Origin of the sequence: Bartonella elizabethae F9251 = ATCC 49927 (genome assembly GCF_000518165.1) — a bacterium.
GTDB classification, from domain to species: Bacteria; Pseudomonadota; Alphaproteobacteria; order Rhizobiales; family Rhizobiaceae; genus Bartonella; species Bartonella elizabethae.
In genome coordinates, this window is sequence record NZ_JADB01000025.1 from 1 (window position 1) to 17,384 (window position 17,384).

20 protein-coding genes and 1 pseudogene are annotated in these 17,384 nt (G+C 41.5%); 18 read left to right on the plus strand and 3 right to left on the minus strand.

Annotated features, from left to right (window positions below; translation table 11 throughout):
- From ssb to T429_RS0108045, 3 genes are all read left to right on the plus strand, one after another.
- Window positions 1-257 (plus strand): single-stranded DNA-binding protein (gene ssb, locus T429_RS0108030; protein ID WP_026500957.1); only part of this gene is annotated, 257 nt, incomplete at its 5' end.
- Window positions 258-339: 82 nt separating this feature from the next.
- Window positions 340-873: a Panacea domain-containing protein gene (locus T429_RS0108035; protein WP_005775080.1), complete on the plus strand. Its 534-nt coding sequence runs from the start codon at window positions 340-342 to the stop codon at window positions 871-873.
- A 354-nt stretch (window positions 874-1,227) separates the two neighbouring features.
- Window positions 1,228-1,758: a hypothetical protein gene (locus tag T429_RS0108045; RefSeq protein ID WP_005775081.1), complete on the plus strand. Its 531-nt coding sequence runs from the start codon at window positions 1,228-1,230 to the stop codon at window positions 1,756-1,758.
- A gap of 3 nt (window positions 1,759-1,761) precedes the next feature.
- Here T429_RS0108045 and T429_RS0108050 read toward each other — a convergent pair whose 3' ends face one another.
- Window positions 1,762-2,211, minus strand: coding sequence for a hypothetical protein (locus T429_RS0108050; protein ID WP_005775082.1), 450 nt, complete (start codon window positions 2,209-2,211; stop codon window positions 1,762-1,764).
- Between the two features lie 207 nt (window positions 2,212-2,418).
- On the opposite strand from T429_RS0108050, the gene T429_RS0108055 reads away from it, so the two are divergent.
- The 7 genes from T429_RS0108055 (at window position 2,419) to T429_RS0108085 (ending at window position 8,974) form a co-directional block, all read left to right on the plus strand.
- Window positions 2,419-2,751: a hypothetical protein gene (locus T429_RS0108055; protein WP_005775083.1), complete on the plus strand. Its 333-nt coding sequence runs from the start codon at window positions 2,419-2,421 to the stop codon at window positions 2,749-2,751.
- Window positions 2,732-4,060 (plus strand): PBSX family phage terminase large subunit, encoded by a 1,329-nt coding sequence (locus T429_RS0108060; protein WP_005775085.1) that lies wholly within the window; start codon window positions 2,732-2,734, stop codon window positions 4,058-4,060. Before T429_RS0108055 ends, T429_RS0108060 begins: the two co-directional genes overlap by 20 nt.
- Window positions 4,045-6,063, plus strand: coding sequence for a portal protein (locus tag T429_RS0108065; protein ID WP_026500959.1), 2,019 nt, complete (start codon window positions 4,045-4,047; stop codon window positions 6,061-6,063). The genes T429_RS0108060 and T429_RS0108065 overlap by 16 nt, the downstream gene beginning before the upstream one ends.
- Before the next feature lie 13 nt (window positions 6,064-6,076).
- Window positions 6,077-6,964, plus strand: a complete 888-nt coding sequence (locus T429_RS0108070) for a hypothetical protein (protein ID WP_005775087.1) — start codon at window positions 6,077-6,079, stop codon at window positions 6,962-6,964.
- Window positions 6,965-7,052: 88 nt separating this feature from the next.
- Window positions 7,053-8,180 carry a N4-gp56 family major capsid protein gene (locus T429_RS0108075; protein WP_005775088.1) on the plus strand — a complete coding sequence of 376 codons (1,128 nt, stop codon included), beginning with the start codon at window positions 7,053-7,055 and terminating at the stop codon, window positions 8,178-8,180.
- Between the two features lie 21 nt (window positions 8,181-8,201).
- Window positions 8,202-8,582: a hypothetical protein gene (locus T429_RS0108080; protein WP_005775089.1), complete on the plus strand. Its 381-nt coding sequence runs from the start codon at window positions 8,202-8,204 to the stop codon at window positions 8,580-8,582.
- 11 nt (window positions 8,583-8,593) lie between these two features.
- Complete coding sequence (locus T429_RS0108085; protein ID WP_005775090.1) at window positions 8,594-8,974, plus strand: hypothetical protein; 381 nt, start codon at window positions 8,594-8,596, stop codon at window positions 8,972-8,974.
- A 29-nt stretch (window positions 8,975-9,003) separates the two neighbouring features.
- On the opposite strand, the gene T429_RS0108090 is transcribed toward T429_RS0108085, so the two are convergent.
- Together T429_RS0108090 and T429_RS0108095 are read right to left on the minus strand one after the other, a co-directional pair.
- Window positions 9,004-9,288, minus strand: coding sequence for an addiction module antidote protein (locus tag T429_RS0108090; RefSeq protein WP_005775091.1), 285 nt, complete (start codon window positions 9,286-9,288; stop codon window positions 9,004-9,006).
- Entirely contained in the window at window positions 9,269-9,577 is a 309-nt protein-coding gene (locus T429_RS0108095) for a type II toxin-antitoxin system RelE/ParE family toxin (protein ID WP_026500960.1), read from the minus strand. The genes T429_RS0108090 and T429_RS0108095 overlap by 20 nt, the downstream gene beginning before the upstream one ends.
- Window positions 9,578-9,641: 64 nt before the next feature.
- Here T429_RS0108095 and T429_RS0108100 point away from each other — a divergent pair, with 64 nt between their 5' ends.
- From T429_RS0108100 to T429_RS0108135, 8 genes and pseudogenes are all read left to right on the plus strand, one after another.
- Window positions 9,642-10,349, plus strand: coding sequence for a phage adaptor protein (locus T429_RS0108100; RefSeq protein WP_005775094.1), 708 nt, complete (start codon window positions 9,642-9,644; stop codon window positions 10,347-10,349).
- A gap of 1 nt (window position 10,350) precedes the next feature.
- Window positions 10,351-11,811, plus strand: coding sequence for a hypothetical protein (locus T429_RS0108105; protein ID WP_005775095.1), 1,461 nt, complete (start codon window positions 10,351-10,353; stop codon window positions 11,809-11,811).
- Window positions 11,811-12,236 carry a hypothetical protein gene (locus T429_RS0108110; protein WP_005775096.1) on the plus strand — a complete coding sequence of 142 codons (426 nt, stop codon included), beginning with the start codon at window positions 11,811-11,813 and terminating at the stop codon, window positions 12,234-12,236. The genes T429_RS0108105 and T429_RS0108110 overlap by 1 nt, the downstream gene beginning before the upstream one ends.
- 1 nt (window position 12,237) lies before the next feature.
- The gene (locus T429_RS0108115) at window positions 12,238-13,083 is read left to right on the plus strand and encodes a hypothetical protein (RefSeq protein ID WP_005775097.1); all 846 of its coding nucleotides are present in this window, start codon (window positions 12,238-12,240) and stop codon (window positions 13,081-13,083) included.
- A gap of 31 nt (window positions 13,084-13,114) precedes the next feature.
- Window positions 13,115-14,407: a hypothetical protein gene (locus T429_RS10880; RefSeq protein WP_195890864.1), complete on the plus strand. Its 1,293-nt coding sequence runs from the start codon at window positions 13,115-13,117 to the stop codon at window positions 14,405-14,407.
- Window positions 14,408-14,412: 5 nt separating this feature from the next.
- Window positions 14,413-16,527, plus strand: coding sequence for a hypothetical protein (locus tag T429_RS0108125; RefSeq protein WP_005775099.1), 2,115 nt, complete (start codon window positions 14,413-14,415; stop codon window positions 16,525-16,527).
- Window positions 16,520-17,155 (plus strand): transglycosylase SLT domain-containing protein, encoded by a 636-nt coding sequence (locus tag T429_RS0108130; protein ID WP_005775100.1) that lies wholly within the window; start codon window positions 16,520-16,522, stop codon window positions 17,153-17,155. Before T429_RS0108125 ends, T429_RS0108130 begins: the two co-directional genes overlap by 8 nt.
- 11 nt (window positions 17,156-17,166) lie before the next feature.
- A pseudogene (locus T429_RS0108135) lies at window positions 17,167-17,384 on the plus strand (phage tail protein); the annotation flags it as partial.

The following is a 17,384-nucleotide window of genomic DNA, read 5'->3' on the forward strand; positions in this document are numbered from 1 at the left end:
TTGCAAAAATAGCGCTTCAATACTTAAACAAAGGCAGCAAAGTCTATATCGAGGGGCAGCTTCAAACCCGTAAATGGCAAGATAAAAACGGTATTGACCGTTACACAACAGAGATCATTTTGCCTAAGTACAAAGGAGAGTTAAAGCTTTTAGACAACAAAAATAATGATGATCAAGAGCCGTCATCTGCTTATGCAAGCATTCACAGACCTCTTGATATGCCTACAAACTCTTTAAATGATGATGTTCCTTTTTAATAAGAGGGGCATTATTGAATGAAGAAAGCGATCATGTTAAAGCAATTCTGTAAAATTGTATATTTTGTAGGGTATGAATAATATGTACCAAGTTCAACAAATTGCTAACTTCTTTCTTGAAAAGGGGCGTGAAGAGAATATCCCAATTTCTCCTATGAAGCTTATTAAGTTGGTTTATCTTGCGTATGGGTGGATGTTAGCAGCTACAGGTAAACGACTTTTTTCTGATCGTATAGAAGCATGGCAGCATGGTCCCGTGATTCCGGCTCTTTATCATGAGTTTAAAGATTGGGGAAGACGTTTTATCGATTGCTATTCTCGGACAGTTGATTTAGAGACAGGAGAAATTTTTATCCCTAAAATTCATAAAAACTCAACGGATGAATATACTTTCAAATTATTAGAGAGCGTTTGGAATGCGTATAAAAACTTTTCAGCTTCTTACCTGCGTAATGAATCTCATGAGAATGGCTCCCCATGGGAAAAAGTTTATAATTGTAAGCGATTGGGTGTGAAGCTAAAAGATAATGACGTCAGGGAATACTTTACAAAAAAAATTAACGGATACTTACAAGAAGCGAAAAAAAAGGAAAAAAAAGAAATCCCTTCATATTGAAGAGATTCAACGCGCGAGTGATACTGCAAATGATATTGTTGAAAATCAGTCTATTAAAATTATTGCAGATTTTCTTCCGAGAAAGACTGTTCATTATGCTGTTTCAGCACAAGAAATAAAACTGTTAAAAAGTTTTGCAACATCTGCACGTCGTTATGAAGCAATAATGGGTACTTTAGGAGGTGCATGTTTAACTTTGTTCACAGAACTATTTGAGGATACAAATCATTTAAAAATTAAGCTAATTCTTATGGTTATACTATTCATCATTCTGGTTTTTCTATTTTTTTATAGTCGAAAGTACAAGTCACAATCAGAGGAAATTTGGGAAAATATTAAAAAGGAATCTGGTCAGTGAAAGCAAATAAAAAGAGGGGACGCCCTAAAATCACAGGGCAGATAAGAGAAGCAAATGGACGAATATCGCGTGCAAAAGAACCGCGTGAAGCCATTGATAAATTAGCTATAGAAATGCGTGCAAAACGCTTCGGTTTAACCTTATATGACGCAAAAAATCCACTCGCTGGTACTTACATAGGGCGGCTTTGCTTGCAAGGTGTACTCATACAAGAGCAATATGACACCGCGCAACAGTACCTACAGATAAGAAATAATTACCTTTGTGCAAAAGGATTTCCAAGCGCGATTTATGATGATGTTTCAACTAATTCAGATCCTAATAGCTTTGAACAGTGGGTTGAAAAAGCGACCCGTCATTATCAAGCCATGCAAGAGGCAATAAAAGAAGCGCAACATCTCTATAGACAGTACAATCTTCATTCTGCGCTACAGTACATCGTTATAGAAGATCAAGAATTACCACATTTTGTGAGTTCATTAAAGGTTGCTCTTAATGCGCTTTATAAGCATTTTTTACAAAAATAGATACTACCAACCAAATATATAGGGTATTGCAATAATAGATAATAGAGTGGCTGTTCCAAATAAACATGCGGAAATCTTGAATCTGAAACGCCAAAGCAAGCTGATTGGAAGAGACATCATGGTAATTATTATAAATCCTATTACAAACCATTCCTTGATATGATTATTTATCAACTTTTCGTATTCATGCGATTGCTGAAAACGGTATTTATTTTCTTCTTTATGGATGCTAAGTAACTTATATTTTTTTAGCCAATCTGGTACATTTTTTTCACTATCTTCTTTTGAAACACATTTAATAATAGAAGAACCGTGATAAACAGGAATTTCACCATTTTCGCACTGAACAATAGAAGAATAAGGAGTATAATTTGTTGATTGTTCACTATTTGCGTGATTAGAAAATAAAAGAGAGGTTATTGCTATAGTTAATAATATAAATCGTTTAAACATAGGTTATCTCTTGTTTCTTATTGTCACTAACTTTTATAATTGATTCCCCTTAAAATTATCAATATGTGTTATTTTTGTGTTGACAAAGTGTAGAAAATCGTATTTAATGACAATTACGGCACTAGTCGTATTGTATCTAAATGAGGGTAGGATACAGTTTAAAGCCCCGCAAATGCGGGGTTTTTTATTATCTGGAGGGCGTATTTTATGACATGCGAAAATACAGAACAGGTTTTACAAGCGACAAAAAAGCCTATGCCTCCTAATGCTGGAAAAGGGCGTGTGAAAGGTGTTCCGAATAAAACAACAAGCCTTTTAAAAGAGGCAGTCATAAAAGCTGCTGAATTAGCAGGTAGTAAATATGGAAATGAAGGTTTGGTTTCTTATCTAGAAAAGCAAGCAGTCAAATGCCCCGCTGCTTATTTAGCATTGCTTGGTAAGGTGTTGCCTTTGCAAGTAACAGGGGAGGATGGGGGCGCCATTAACATGATAGGGCGTGTGGAAATAGCACCTTTAATTAATGACGAAAAGACAGATTAGGATTGTACCAAAGCTTATTCCACTTTTTGCAGGGGATGCTTTGGTTCGAGCAGCTTGGGGTGGACGGGGGTCTGGCAAGACAAGATCATTTGCTTTGATGGCGGCTTTAAAAGGCTATCAATTTGGCATGCAAGGGATATCAGGGACTATCCTTTGTGCGCGTCAGTTTCAAAATTCGCTAGCAGAGAGTTCATTGGAGGAAATTAAGCGCGCCATTGAATCCCATGACTTTTTAAAGGGTTATTACAAGGTAGGAGAGGCTTCAATTAAGTCGATTGATGGTCGTATAGCCTTTCAGTTTTGTGGACTGGACCGTAACATTGCAAGTATCAAGTCCATGGGGCGTATTTTACTCTGTTGGGTTGATGAGGCAGAGCCGGTTACAGAGACAGCTTGGCAGACGCTTATTCCAACATTGCGTGAAGAAGGAGAGGGTTGGCGCGCTGAGTTATGGGTAACATGGAACCCGTTACGGGATAATGCACCAGTTGAGAAACGATTTCGCTTTTCGGATAATGAAGCCATTAAACGTGTTGAGATCAACTGGTCCGATAATCCGAAGTTTCCCAAGATCTTGAATGAAGCGCGGCTTGATGATTTGAGATCCCGCCCCGAGACCTATAAGCATATATGGGAAGGGGCTTATCTTACAGCAGTTCAAGGGGCTTACTACCAAAAGGAGATGTTGGCAGCCGAGCAGGAGGGGCGGATAGGGCGTGTTGCACGTGACCCTTTAATGCAGATACGCGCCTTTTGGGATATTGGGGGGACGGGTGCTAAGGCAGATGCAACAGCGATTTGGATAGCACAGTTTGTTGGCAGAGAGATTAGAGTGCTGGATTATTACGAGGCACAAGGGCAGCCATTATCGGAACATATCGGCTGGTTACGGCAAAATGGTTATGAGAAGGCATTGATGGTTTTGCCGCATGATGGTGCGACCAGAGACCGTGTGCACAATGTGAGTTTTGAAAGTGCTCTTAATGATGCGGGATTTGAAACGCAAGTCATTCCCAATCAAGGGGCTGGTGCTGTCAAAATGCGAATAGAGGCAGTGCGGCGTATTTTACCTTCTGTTTGGTTTAACGAGGAAACGACAGTAGCAGGTCGTAAGGCACTGAATTGGTATCACGAGAAATGGGATGAGAAGCGGAATATAGGGTTAGGGGCAGAGCATGATTGGTCGAGTCATGGGGCGGATGCTTTTGGATTAATGTGTGTGGGTTATGAGCAACCGGTGCAGAAACATAAGAGACAAGCTTACAGCGGTAGAGAAGCTTATGAGAGTACGTCATGGATGGCAGAATGATGCATGATGAAGAGCATTTAGAGCAAAATAGCAACGCTTCAGATCTGTCGACAGAAGGCTTGTTTCGCAAGCTTGTGAGTTGGTATAAAGAAGATGTTGAGCATGTGAACAAATGGCGTGAGCATGCAAGGGAGGATTTTCGTTTTTACAATGGAGATCAGTGGAATGAACAGGATTTAGCGGCATTAAAAGAGCAACGCCGCCCCGTGATGACATTTAATCGTATTGCCCCGCTGGTCAATGCGGTTGTGGGGTCAGAGCGTAATAATAAACGTGAAGTGCAGTTTATCCCCCGTCAAATAGGGAAAGCGTTGCCAAGTGAATTGCTTACAGGGGCGGCAGAATGGTTTCGCGATATGGCACAAGCCGAATATGCGGATTCCGATGCTTTTCAAGATGCTGTCATTTGCGGTATGGGGTGGACTGATACACGTCTTGATTATGAGAATGGCCTTGATGGCGAGCCAGTTATTAGGCGTTTAGATCCATTGAAGATGGTTTGGGATAGCGCGGCAGTGCAACCGAATTTAACGGATGCACAACGTATGTGGTATGTGGACCGCAAACCTTTGGAAGTTGCAAGGCAAATGTTTCCAAAATCCCATTGGAGTGAACTGAGTGCAGATTGGGCGAAGGATGGGAATATTTATGAAGGGGTTCATCATAACAACTCAGAGGCTTATGATGATGAGAGGGGCATTGATGTTGAAAACGGTCGCCGAATGGTCACGCTCGTTGAATGTCGTTGGTTTGAAAACGAGCCATATTACAAAGCACCCGATTTAAGCACTGGAGAACTTCGTGATTATAGCAAAGAGGAATTTAAGCAACTCCAATGCATGATGCCCGATATCCAAGGGGCGGCTTTCAATAAAAAGGTGGTCAAGCGCGCTTTTTTAGGCAGAAAAGTTTTACTATGCCCCGATCAACCGATGGTTCCTGCTGGTCAATTGGGGTGGGAATGTATCACGGGGTATTTTGACAAGGTAGAACGTCAATTTTATGGGGTTGTACGTCCTACAAAAGATCCACAACGGTGGGCGAATAAATATTTTAGTCAAGTCATGCATATTCTCAATAGCCAATCCAAAGGCGGGATTATGGCAGAACGAGGGGCTTTTGAAGATGAAAGAGAAGCAGTAAAAAGTTGGAGCAGGACAGATGGTATTACGTGGACAAAACTCAATGCTTTAGCTAATAAAAAGATACAACCCAAGCCCGTAGCACAATTTCCAACGGGTTTTTTCCAGCTGTTTAATGAGGCGAAAGAAGCAATTAATCAGGTCACGGGATTATCGCCAGAGTTTATAGGGACGAGAGAAGTCTCACAAGCAGGGGTTTTGGAGGCACAACGGCGTCAATCCAGTTTAAACCTGCTTGCTTGTTTGTTTGATGGCTTGCGTTTGTATCGCAAAAGGCAAGGCAAGCTTATTTTGCACTTGATCCAGAATTATCTGTCTGATGGTCGTTTGGTACGGATTTCTGGAGAAGAGAATGCGCAATATATTCCGTTGACGCGTGAAGCGGTGATGAGTGTTGATTACGATATTGTGGTCGATGATGCGCCAACCAGCCCGAATGAGAAAGAGCGGACTTTTGGCATTATTACGCAATTGTTGCCGTTGCTTCAAAATGTAATCACACCGGATATCCTTCTTGATTTTATGCGTTATTCTCCATTTCCTGCGTCACTGCTTAATCGTATAAGTGAGAAGGTACAACAGCAGCAGCAAATGGCGCAACAAGCGCAACAACAGATGACTCCAGAACAAGAAATGAAGTTGCAAGAAAAGCAGCAGGACATGGAAGTCAAAAGCCAACTGCAACAGATGGATTTACAAGGAAAGCAGATTGAATTGTTCATGCGTCATCAGAGGGCACAAATGGACGCAGAGATCATGCAAGAGAAACATGAGCTTGAACGACAGCGTATTTCCAATGAGCGAGAGCAAAATCAGATCAGGCGAGAAAGAGCGATCATGTATCGAGGAAGAAGCATTTGAGAAAGGTGAAAGAATGAATGCAGAAATGAATGAAGGATTAAATGAGGATTACAGAGTTGGAGCACCAGTCTTTGATGATGAGGGCTCTTTTGATATTGATCACGAGGTAGAAACGGTTGAAAGCCATGATGATATCACGTCTCAAGAGCCGGTTGCAGAGCCCGTTGAACAGCCTTCAGAAACCGTTCCTATAAATCGGCAACGTTCAGAAGAACAACTCAAGCAAGCCCGTGAAGCACTTGTTAAGTTTTATGAACAGCAACCCCAAGCGCCAATGGCTGAAGGGGAAGGTGCGCCTCCAGATCTACGTGAGGACCCTGTTCGTTTAGTATCGTGGATGTTAGATAGGATTCAAAAGCAAGATGCGTATATTAGGGAACAGAAGGAAGCGATAAGACAAGCTGAGGAACAGCATCAACATGATATGCGTCTTGGTCAGTTTTTCAACAGTTCTGTTCAGTCGTTTCAAGATAAAACCCGTGATTTTGATGCTGCGGCAAATTTTCTTTATGAGGCACGTGCAAAGGAATTAAGTTCTTGGTCGTCACTTTATCCAGAGTATGCGCAAAAGAGTACAATAGATGCGATTATAAAAGATCAATTGCATGCGCTTGTAGCGACTTGTGCACAAAGAGACCTCAATCCAGCAGAAGAGATTTATAGGATAGCGCAAAATCTAGGTTACCAAAACCAAGCGGTGCAAGCCAATGATCAGATTGCAGCGCTTCAAAGTCGACAGAATTCTGCGAGAACCTTAACGGCATCTGGTGGTGGGGGTGTAACAGGTCCTATGACCAAACAAACTCTTGACGCTATGCCACAAAAGGAATTTGATGCGTGGATATCCAATCCGAAAAATGAAGCACTTTTTTATAAAATTATGGGTGCAGACTCCGATTAGGCAATAAGTTTTACAACATAATCCGCCTTTGATGCGGGTTTTTCACCGGCTTAGAGCCGGTTTTTTTATAGCAAAGAAAGGTGAAAAAATGGCAGCAACACATATAGAAACCCATGATCCACTAGCGGTGAAATTGTGGTCACGGAAATTAGGCAATGAAGTTTTGAAGGCGACAAAAATTGCTCCCTTGATTGGCAAAAGTTCAAACAGCATTATCCAGCTTTACGACGAAACCCATAAGAGTGCAGGGGATAGCGTTACATTCAGTTTGCTGGTCAATCTGTTTGGGGATGGTGTCACTCAAGGCGAAACCCTAGAGGGTAATGAAGAATCACTTCAATTTATGAATGATAGGCTGATCATTAACGAGCTCTTACATGCAGCGCGTGTGGCGAATGATGACTCGATTGATCAACAGAGAATACTTCCGAATTTACACAAGAAAGCCAAAGAAGGACTGGTTCGCTGGTTTGCCAATCGTTTAAGCATTATGTTCTTTTTACAGGTGTGTGGTTATACAGCCCGTACAATCAATGTTGATGGTCGAGAAATATACATTAAACCAGTTTATTACGGCTTTAATGAAATCATGGCACCCAGCAGTGAACGGATTATCCGTCCCGATGGCAAAACCAAAGATGAAGATCTTACCGATAAAGCCAAACATAGCTTTAGCCTTAAATTGATTGATGAAGCGGTTAAACAAGCCAAACTAGCCAATCCGCAAATTTCTCCAGTTCACATTAATGGTGATGATGTTTACGTTCTTTATTTGCATCCCACCCAAGTGATGCAGTTGCGAACCAATACAGCAGCCGGTGAATGGTTAGATATTCAAAAATCGGTTTACGCAACCTCTCGCGCGAAGAACCCAATCTTTGATGGTTCTCTTGGTATGTATAATGGTGTTGTTTTACGTGAGGCAGTTCATGTCACTCATGGTGTTAAATCAACAGATCATACAGCCGTCAAAAGTGTGCGTCGTGCGGTGTTCTTAGGAGCCCAAAGTGCAGTTATAGGTTTTGGTAAAAAGTACAGTGAAACGCATTACACGATTGAAGAAGAGTATTTTGATTATAAACGTGAATTGGGTGTTTGCGCTAAAACATTGATAGGAATGAAGAAAACACGTTTCCAAATGCCAAATAGTGCACAAACAGCACAAGATTTTGGAACGATTGTCATTCCTACCTACAGCGGTGAAGCAGCAGCATAATGATTAAGGAGGAAAAAAGACATGGCAAATCAATTACCACCTCCCTTGCAGGGGAGAAGTCTTCATACTCAGCAGGTCAGCTTTTTGCGGTTGAATATTACGCATAAAGATAAGCATCTCACTGAAAAAATCGGGATTTTGCCTCGAGGTGCTTTGATCACTTCGATGAAAGCGTTTGTTAAGACGGCGTTTACGGAAGCGAAGTTGAAGATAGGCAGTACCTATGGGGGCAATGATTTCAGTGAAAAGGATATCAAAGCCCAAGGAATGCAAGATTTTACACCAACCGATCAAAAGGTTTTTATTGCGAATGATAAGGAAGTTACCCTTTATGCAACCCGTGATAAAACCACGGATGCTGGTGAATGTGTTGTGATTGTGCAATTTGTGACAAATCATTAAGGGGACAAGATATGGCAGATCATTTACCACCTCCCTTGCAGGGGAGAAGCCTTCATACCCAACAGGTAAGCTTTTTGCGGCTTAATTTTAGCTACAAAGATAAAGAGAATGCCCTGAGAATAGGCATTTTGCCTCGAGGGGCTTTAATCACCTCGATTAAGGTGTTTGTGAAGACAGCATTTTCGGACACGAAGGTAAAAATAGGCAGCACTGCTGGAGGGAAAGAGTTTGGTGAGGCAGAAATCAAACAACAGGCAGTCAAAGAGGTCAAGCCCACTAACCAAAAGGAATTTGTTCCTTATGATGAAGAGCTTACTCTCTATGCTAAAATGGACAAGACAGTCCAAGCAGGTGAAGCAAGCGTGGTCGTTGAATTCGTGACAAATTGTTAAGGGGAGAAATCATTTAACTCCCCTTATATTCATGAGTTGCAAGGTTGTACAGAGAGTTGCAAATTAAGGGCAGATAAGACAGCGACTAAGGTAGAAAGCTTAGGGTCACCCGTTTTACTTAAGGAGCGATATAATCCACTGCGTTCGCGATTGGTTTCTTTTGCTAAGGCACTCATATTTTGGGCTCTGGCAACGATACCAATAGCATCTGCGATATGAGCGGCATCACCGGTTTTAAGAGCTTCATTGAGAAAAATTTGTTGTGATTCAATGTCTTTAAGATATTTTTCAGGTTCAAATGGGGTTATTTTCATCACTGTACTCCTCTTTTAACTTTAATGCTTGTTCAATATCCCTTTGCTGCGTTGATTTATCTCCACCGCATAACAAAAGGATAAAATCAGAGCCTTTTTGGGTAAAATAAACTCTGTACCCAGCACCATAGTGGATACGTAATTCACCTATGCCATGAAAGAATTTAACATCACCCAAAAGTCCTTGTTTTAAGCGTACAACACGTTGAAGAATAATAGCTTTAGCGGTTTTATCTTTAAGCTTCTCAAGCCAAGTATCAAATTCTATCGTTTTATGAATGAGCATCATTGGTGCACTATAGTACACATATTGTATCATGTCAAGTTCGTTTCAATTACAGAAAGGTATTTTAATGGCACGTCATTATATTCGGGTTAGGACCGGCGGACCAATACCTGCTGGTCAAAATGTTTATCGTCATCGAAAAACGCTTTCACACATGGTGTCAGTCATTCAAGATGAGATTGATGACGTTGCGGATGAATATGTATCTCAAATCCAAGAAAGTATTTTTGCTGCTATTCGTTTTTGTGAGAGAGAAACTTTTTACTTTAACGAAAGCCGTGATGTGGTGTTTCAAACAAGGGAGGGGCAAGGGGCTTATGACGCAACCGATACCCACCATATCGAAACAGCTGTTAAAATCAAAAGCGTTTACTTAAGTTCTGATGAACATCATAAGTTTGCATTGGAGTGTAAGGACCATGTTTCCTTAGAGCCTTTGTTGCGATCAGAACAGCAAGGAACGCCGGTTTGTTACAGTTACTTTGATAGGAAATTGCATCTTTATCCTACACCGGACAGAGCCTATCAAATTCAACTCATTCTCTCTCCACAGCGGTTATCGGAGATAGAGAGTGTTGATGAAGAGCATCTATGGTTTGTGCACGCGTTTGATTTGATTAAGGCGCGTGCAAAATATGAGTTGTACAAGAATATCCTTAAAGAACCCGATTGTGCAACGGCAGCTTATAATGACTTTAACGAGCAGTTGCATGAATTGCGTGCAGAGACGTCTCAACGCCATAACGTGACAAGAATAATTCCAACGGATTTCTAACATGGTTTATTTTCCAATCGCTGATTACAGACCGGATGTTGCGGTTGTTAACGGCAGCTTTACAGACAGCCTTGTGAATGTTTTACCGGCAGATGGTGGTTACATTCCTATGCCTAGTGCAATGGTTGTTTCTAAGATTCCTTTGGAAGAGAAACCGTTGGGTTGTATAGCCTTTAGAAGTGGCAATGGTGTTAAGATTATTGTTGGAGGCAAGCAAAAGCTTTATAGTTATGATAGCCAAACGCAAGGTTGGAAGGACATAAGCCAAACTGGTGTGACCTATCATGCAAATGAAGATAATCAATGGTCATTTGCTTTGTTTGGTCAAAGAATTATTGCGGTCAATAAGAATGATAAACCGCAAGTCTTTAATACCCATAGTTCTGAACGATTTGAAGATTTAGGCGGCAATCCACCGAAAGCAGGATTGGTGAAGGTTTGGGGACCTTTTGTTTGTTTAATGCAATTGACAGATAATCCCAATCGTATTCATTGGTCGGGTCTGAATGATGCAACCCATTGGACCGTTAAGCAGAAAAATTGTGATTTTCAAGATTTTCCAGATGGAGAATATGTACAGGGGGCAACAGAAACGACCAATCCGCTCATTTTTATGCGTTCTGCTGTTTATGCAGGGACGTTTGTTTCGGGTTCTAAGATTGTCTTTGCTTTTCAAAAGATTCAAGACAAGCGAGGTGCGCGCAGTGCAGGCTCTATAGCTTGTCGAGGCAGTGACGCCTTTTTTGCGAGTGATGGTGGCTTTTATCAGATGAGTAGCGATGGTCAACTTTTGCCGATAGGCTTTGAGAAAGTTGATAGAACGGTTTTTAAAACATTTGATAAGTTTGCTCTTGATGAGATGCAAGGGGTTATAGACCCCGTTGATAACCGAATTTACTGGTCTTTAAAGAAAGCTAACAACGAGCAAACGACACTTGTTTATGATTGGGGTTTGCAGAAATGGTCGACGATACAGGGAAAGCCTTTCACATTCTTTCCAGTCTTTACGACAGGTTATACTTTAGAACAGTTGGATGAGATCTCGATCAATCTTGAGTCCTTACCGGCTTCTTTAGATAGCCCCCGTTGGCAAAGTGGTGCGCCTATCCTTGGGGCTTTTAATGATCAAAATCACCTTGTTATGTTTACAGGAGCCCCAATGGAGGCAACGGTTGTTTCACAAGAGTTGGGGGCACCGGATGGAAGTTTTAGTTTTATCACGAAGATGTTTGCAGAGGTTGATACGACGCAAGGTCTTTTAAGTATTGGGGAAAGAAGATTACGTAATCACGATACGCCGATCACATGGCACAAGGAGAGGATATGTTCTTATGTCACGGGTGCTTACCATGGTCGCTCACGCAATCGTTATCACCGCTTTAAATTACGTATTCCAGAACATGAACCTTGGACGATGATTACGGGCTTTAATGTGGATTTACGTCCTTTAGGCAGGGGATAATGGCAAAAGTCTATTTGACCAGTTCTTGGGATCTGGAGCGCATAGCCCCGTATTTTGAAGAGATATTTGCGTCATTGAGTGCGTATGTAGAACGTTTCAAACATGAAGTTACGTTGCAAGAACTGATGGAAGCCATTTGTACGGGCAAGAAACAGTTGTGGCTTGTTTTGGATGACGATGAACGATTTTTAGCGGTAGTTACAACCCAGATACAAGAGACAGTTTTAGGTAAGAAGCGTGCCTTGATTTGTGAATGCAGTGGCAAAGGCGTTCTTGATCAGATTGACAATTTGAAAGTTTTAGAGGATTGGGCGCGTGAGAATGGCGCCTTCGAGATAGAGATTTTAGGGCGTCTTGGTTGGAAGCGCGCCTTAGACAAGCAAGGTTATGGCATAACGATGCTTTATTACAGGAAGGAATTGTGACATGGGGAGCGAAACACCATCAACAACACAACAGAAGCAGGTGCAGACAAGCGCCCCACCTGCTTGGATGGAGAAGGTTTTTAAACGTGGTGGTGCAGATGCCTATCAAATGTATAATACAGGGATTGGTGGCAATGTTTACGGCGGACCTCGTGTTGCGCCGTTAAGTGATCAGACGCGCTATGCTATTGGTGGACTTGGAAGTATACCTCATCATTATCAAAATCGTTCTTTGATGAATACGATCTACAATCCAACGTCGGCAGCAAATAATCTTGGAAGAATGGCTTCGGGTGGTATGGTTGGACAAAATCCTTCTTTTAATGCCGCTCTTCAAAATAGCTTAGACCGTGTAAGAGATACGATTAACAGTTCTTTTGCAGGAGCAGGTCGTTATGGGTCCGGTGCACATACAGGTGTGTTGGCAAATGAACTTGGTGCTTTGTCCACAAGTGCTACAGCGAACCAGTATAATCAAGATGTACAGAATATGATGCAAGCCAATGCAATGGTTGACCAAGCCAATCAAAATCAATTGGGTGCTTCGAATAACTTCTTACAAGGTTATGGTAATGCTTATTCTAATGCGATGCAGGGTGGAGGTGTGCTTGATAATTACAATCAGAGAGTTGTTGATGCCAATCGCGAACGTTGGCTGGAGCAAGACAACAGCGGTTGGAACAGACTGAATATGTTGATGAACGCGGGTCATGGTTTTGCAAGAAATTACGGTACGACGACAAACAATCTGACAGGTACAATGATGCAAGGCAATAATCCTTGGCAGAATTTAGCGACAGCGATTTATGGAGCAAAGAAAGCAGCGGAAAAGTTTGCGGGAAAATAAACAGTTTTAAAGGGGTAATATAATGGTTTTTATGAATTTTAACCCGAGCGATAAACGGTTCGCACTTAAACGTCCAAAAACGATAACAGAACGATTGCAGGAGGCAATACAACAAAATCAAAGACCGGAATATCAACTACCAGTTTTTCCTAGTATGATTTCTACGAATAATCCTTATAACATAGGCTCTTTTTCTCCTAATCCAATAGGCTCTATTTCTCCTATTGAAGAGAATAAATCCACTCCGATTCCAAGAGAGGAAATCGCACCTAGTGTAGAAAATCATACATCTGTTCCAGCAGTACCAATTACACCACAAGAACAGCGTCCCGCACTAGAACCTAGTTTTGGGGATAAACTTTCTCGTTTTTCACAGTCTGATGTTAGTAAAAATATTGATGACTTTCTTTTAGGAGCAATGACGGCGAGTCCAGATTCGTCTGGATGGCAACTTTTTGCCAAGGGTCTGAAAAACTTGCATGAAGGCGATAAACAAAGAGGGCAGGTTAATCAAACCGTCGAGTATCTGAAATCTAAAGGTTACAGTGAAGAAGAAGCTGCTGTTATGGCACGTAATCCTCAAATGCTTAGTGCATTGCTAAAAGGTGGTGATAAACCTACACTTTCTCCTGATTACCAGCATGTTTACAATCCTGAAACTGGAGAGTTGGAAGCAAAGGTTATTAAGGGATCTAAGGCATATCAAGAGATACAACAGCGTGAACAGTTGAAAAAATTACAAATAGTAGATGCCAAAATTATGAGGGAGAGTACAGCGTATACGATAAACGAAGCACTTGAGATACTTAAGAAAAATCCCAAAGCGTCTACTGGTGCAATTGGTCAATTTTTACAGTATTTATGGAATACACCAGCATCACGTTTGAAAAATCATCTTGAAGCTATCAGGGGCGGAGTGATGCTTCATAAATTAGAGAGAATTAAAGCATTATCACCTAATGGCGCTTCAGGATTGGGTAATTTGACTGATAGGGAAGGTAAGACATTAGAAAGTGTTTATGGTGCTTTGCAACAGAGTTCATCTCCTAAAGATCTTATAAAGAATTTGCAACGTTTACAGGAGATTTATAACAAAGCGACAGATGCTCAAATAGCTATTTTGATGAATGATAACATAACAGCTGCGGATGTGGATGAAGCATTTGGAAGAAGTAGCGCGCAGCATTCTATAGATTCGCCAACTCTTACGGGAAAGTATGCAGGTGTATCGTTTATTACTACAAATGAAGAGATACAAAAACTTCCTAAAGGATCAAAATTTGCTGTTCGTACTCACGACGGCATAAGAATTTATGAAAGGTAAGCTGTATGACGTCTTCTCCAAAAGAACACAGTAACCAGATACCGAATTGGCTTAAAAAATATAAATTAATCGATACTATTCCAAATACTTCAAGTGCTACGGATTTGGGTGACAATAAAACTCAATCTGTACCGGATTGGCTAACAAAATACAAATTAATTGACACCATTCCGAATACTTCATCTTTTGTAGAAATTGAAGATAATCAAGGACAACAACCTACCACAGATGATTTTTCATTTGATGATAAAGATCTTACGTGGTGGGATGCACTTAGAAGTCATGGTGCGTCTGGTTTGACAGCAGGATATAGTGATGAGATACAAGCGGCGAATGAAGCGGGATTTAAGGATTATTGGAGTGGCGATAAACGAGCAGAAGAGATCTATAATAGACGGGTAGCTAAGGAACGTGCTTACCAAAAAGCCTTGGAAGAAAAACATCCAGTGTTGTCTTCTATTGGTTATATTGCTGGTTCGCTTGTACCAACAGCACTTTCATTTGTCCCTGGGCTTGGACTTTTGAGAGTAGGTGCTGCGGCATCAACATTTGGAAATCTTGGTAAGGCGGCAGTTTTAGGAGCGGGTTCTGGTGCTTTACATGGTTCTGGTGCGGGAGACGGTCTTTATGACCGCCTTACTTCGGCAGGGATTGGTGGTGGTATTGGATCTGTTGCTGGTCCTATTGGTTCTCTTGCAGGTACTGTTGTTTCTTCGGGATTGAATAAAGCGTTAAGAAGCATGCAAACAGTTCCTTTTGTAAGAAGGCATTTTAATCCTGCTCATAAAGACATTCAAACCAGAGCAGTCAGAGAAGTTGCAAAAACATTATATGATGATGGTGTTGAGAATGTTGCCGAACATCTTGCAAGTGCGCCACGTCATGCATTTTTGACAGACATTAGTCCAAATTTAGAAGTATCACTTGCGAATATAGGGAAAACCAATACGCGTGTTTCTGAACTTTTGAAAAGAGCCCATGAAGGACGGATGCAGGGGGCAGTTCAGCGCCTTGGTCAATCGGCAGATGAAAACATTACCCCTCTCCAAGATACGAAAGTTTTAAAAAGGTTGCTTAAAGAGCAAGGGGAAGCAGCACATGGTCCTCTCTATGCACAAGCCTATCGTACTCCAATAGAAAAAAGATATTATCCAGCTCTTAATAGACTTTTTAAACAAGAAGGATTTCAAGATGCTCTCAAGCATGCTGTCAAAAAATTAGAAAGAGATCCCCGCAAAGCAATACCTCAACGATTTTATGCAAAAGAGTTTAGCCATATCAATTATAAACCTACAATGGAGTTACTAGATCGAAGCAAGAAATCGCTTGATGTTTTAATCAGAATGAATCGAAAGCTTGGTGATGAAGAAGGGGCTTCTACATATCAAATTTTAAAGAATAATTTGGTAAAAATAACGGATAAGATTTCCCCTACTTATAAAGCAGCACGGGGTAGCGCAGCAAAATACAAAGGCTTTGCAGAAGCCATAAGCCAAGGCAAAAACATTGCAGAAAGAGATGTATCTGGAAAGGAGATTGCAGAAGGTCTTCGTAAAGGAGCGATGCCGGATGGTTTCAATACTTATCGCGTTGGGATAAGAGATTATATCGATGACATATTAGAACAATCCCGCCCTATTAATAGACTTTCGGATATTTTACAAACAGGTAGCGTGTCTAAAAATCTTGGCAGGTCTTTAAGCCCTAAAAACATTAAGGCATTTAGAAAAGCTGTAGATGATGAAAGATTTTATCAAGATGCAGCGCAAAGAGCACTAAAGCCGTTTCAAGGAACACCAGAGGCTTCTCCTTTAACAGGTGTTAATATTCCCTACGGAACAGTTAGTACAGCACGTGCTGGGGCAAAAATTACTCAAAATATTTTATCTGATACGATTAGAAAATTGCCTCAAAAAGAGAGACAAATATTTGAACGGGATATAGCAAAATTAGCAACTTTTGGCGTTAAGGGTATGACCCAGCAGGAAGTAGCTCAAATGGTACAAAGATTTATACGATTACATAAAGCAGGAATTGGTAATGAACGTTTCTGGCACTTTGTTTCTTCGGCATTGATGGGGGAAGCTGGCAGATTTGCAAGGAGCAAAATCTATGGCTAGATATAACCCTTCAGTTGATCAAGCGATCCGTCAAGCAGCGGTGCGGTATGGCTTGCCGGAAAGTTATTTATACCGTGTTGCGCAAGTTGAAAGTGGCGGTAATCCCAATGCAAGGAATCCAAGGTCCTCTGCGGGTGGGTTATATCAGTTTATAGACAGCACCGCGAAACAATATGGTTTGCAAGACCGTTTTGACCCTATGCAGGCAGCCGATGCCATGGGGCGGTTGACCCTTGACAATCGCAACCATTTAAGCCGTTTGTTGGGAAGGGCGCCTACAGATGCGGAATTGTATTTAGCACATCAACAGGGAGCAGGGGGCGCCGCGCGTCTTCTCCGAAATCCCCATGCCAATGCAGCGCAATTGGTTGGCAGCAATGCGGTTGGTTTGAATGCAGGCAATAACGCAATGCGCGCAAGTGATTTTGTTAATCGTGTATTTCAGATGTATGGTGGACAGCCTTATAGAGCAAGCCCTATCGCGCGAGGGGGCGTTGGCAATAGAGAGAACTTGCTGGAGGTTTTACGGGCATTATTAGCGTCACAGGAAGAGCCTTTGGAAGAAGAAGAGCGTGAAGATGATAATCCTTTGATGACGCAATTCATGCGGACATTTTACGGAGTTTAGGGTTCTAGGATATGTCAACGATTTATGATTGGTCGCTAAGAGCGGCGGATAACACGCGTGCGGATGCTTTGATTGATTGGTCAGAAGGGCAGCACCCTAACACAGTCAATAACAGCGCCCGTGTGATGATGCAGCGTGTCAAGGAATACTTGTTAGATGTGGGTGGAACGCTTGAAGGGATTGTGACGAATGATCATGCGCAACAAACAACAGCGATCAGTCTTCAAAG

What these genes read in the sequence shown, in the direction of transcription:
- T429_RS0108060 (WP_005775085.1), top strand. Translation starts at nt 2,732, where the DNA reads ATGACGAAAAGACAGATTAGGATTGTACCAAAGCTTATTCCACTTTTT.
- T429_RS10880 (WP_195890864.1), top strand. Translation starts at nt 13,115, where the DNA reads ATGAATTTTAACCCGAGCGATAAACGGTTCGCACTTAAACGTCCAAAA.
- T429_RS0108075 (WP_005775088.1), top strand. Translation starts at nt 7,053, where the DNA reads ATGGCAGCAACACATATAGAAACCCATGATCCACTAGCGGTGAAATTG.
- T429_RS0108080 (WP_005775089.1), top strand. Translation starts at nt 8,202, where the DNA reads ATGGCAAATCAATTACCACCTCCCTTGCAGGGGAGAAGTCTTCATACT.
- T429_RS0108095 (WP_026500960.1), bottom strand. Translation starts at nt 9,577, where the DNA reads ATGATGCTCATTCATAAAACGATAGAATTTGATACTTGGCTTGAGAAG.
- T429_RS0108100 (WP_005775094.1), top strand. Translation starts at nt 9,642, where the DNA reads ATGGCACGTCATTATATTCGGGTTAGGACCGGCGGACCAATACCTGCT.
- T429_RS0108070 (WP_005775087.1), top strand. Translation starts at nt 6,077, where the DNA reads ATGAATGCAGAAATGAATGAAGGATTAAATGAGGATTACAGAGTTGGA.
- T429_RS0108125 (WP_005775099.1), top strand. Translation starts at nt 14,413, where the DNA reads ATGACGTCTTCTCCAAAAGAACACAGTAACCAGATACCGAATTGGCTT.
- T429_RS0108050 (WP_005775082.1), bottom strand. Translation starts at nt 2,211, where the DNA reads ATGTTTAAACGATTTATATTATTAACTATAGCAATAACCTCTCTTTTA.
- T429_RS0108085 (WP_005775090.1), top strand. Translation starts at nt 8,594, where the DNA reads ATGGCAGATCATTTACCACCTCCCTTGCAGGGGAGAAGCCTTCATACC.
- T429_RS0108055 (WP_005775083.1), top strand. Translation starts at nt 2,419, where the DNA reads ATGACATGCGAAAATACAGAACAGGTTTTACAAGCGACAAAAAAGCCT.
- T429_RS0108115 (WP_005775097.1), top strand. Translation starts at nt 12,238, where the DNA reads ATGGGGAGCGAAACACCATCAACAACACAACAGAAGCAGGTGCAGACA.
- T429_RS0108130 (WP_005775100.1), top strand. Translation starts at nt 16,520, where the DNA reads ATGGCTAGATATAACCCTTCAGTTGATCAAGCGATCCGTCAAGCAGCG.
- T429_RS0108110 (WP_005775096.1), top strand. Translation starts at nt 11,811, where the DNA reads ATGGCAAAAGTCTATTTGACCAGTTCTTGGGATCTGGAGCGCATAGCC.
- T429_RS0108105 (WP_005775095.1), top strand. Translation starts at nt 10,351, where the DNA reads ATGGTTTATTTTCCAATCGCTGATTACAGACCGGATGTTGCGGTTGTT.
- T429_RS0108065 (WP_026500959.1), top strand. Translation starts at nt 4,045, where the DNA reads ATGGATGGCAGAATGATGCATGATGAAGAGCATTTAGAGCAAAATAGC.
- T429_RS0108090 (WP_005775091.1), bottom strand. Translation starts at nt 9,288, where the DNA reads ATGAAAATAACCCCATTTGAACCTGAAAAATATCTTAAAGACATTGAA.
- T429_RS0108035 (WP_005775080.1), top strand. Translation starts at nt 340, where the DNA reads ATGTACCAAGTTCAACAAATTGCTAACTTCTTTCTTGAAAAGGGGCGT.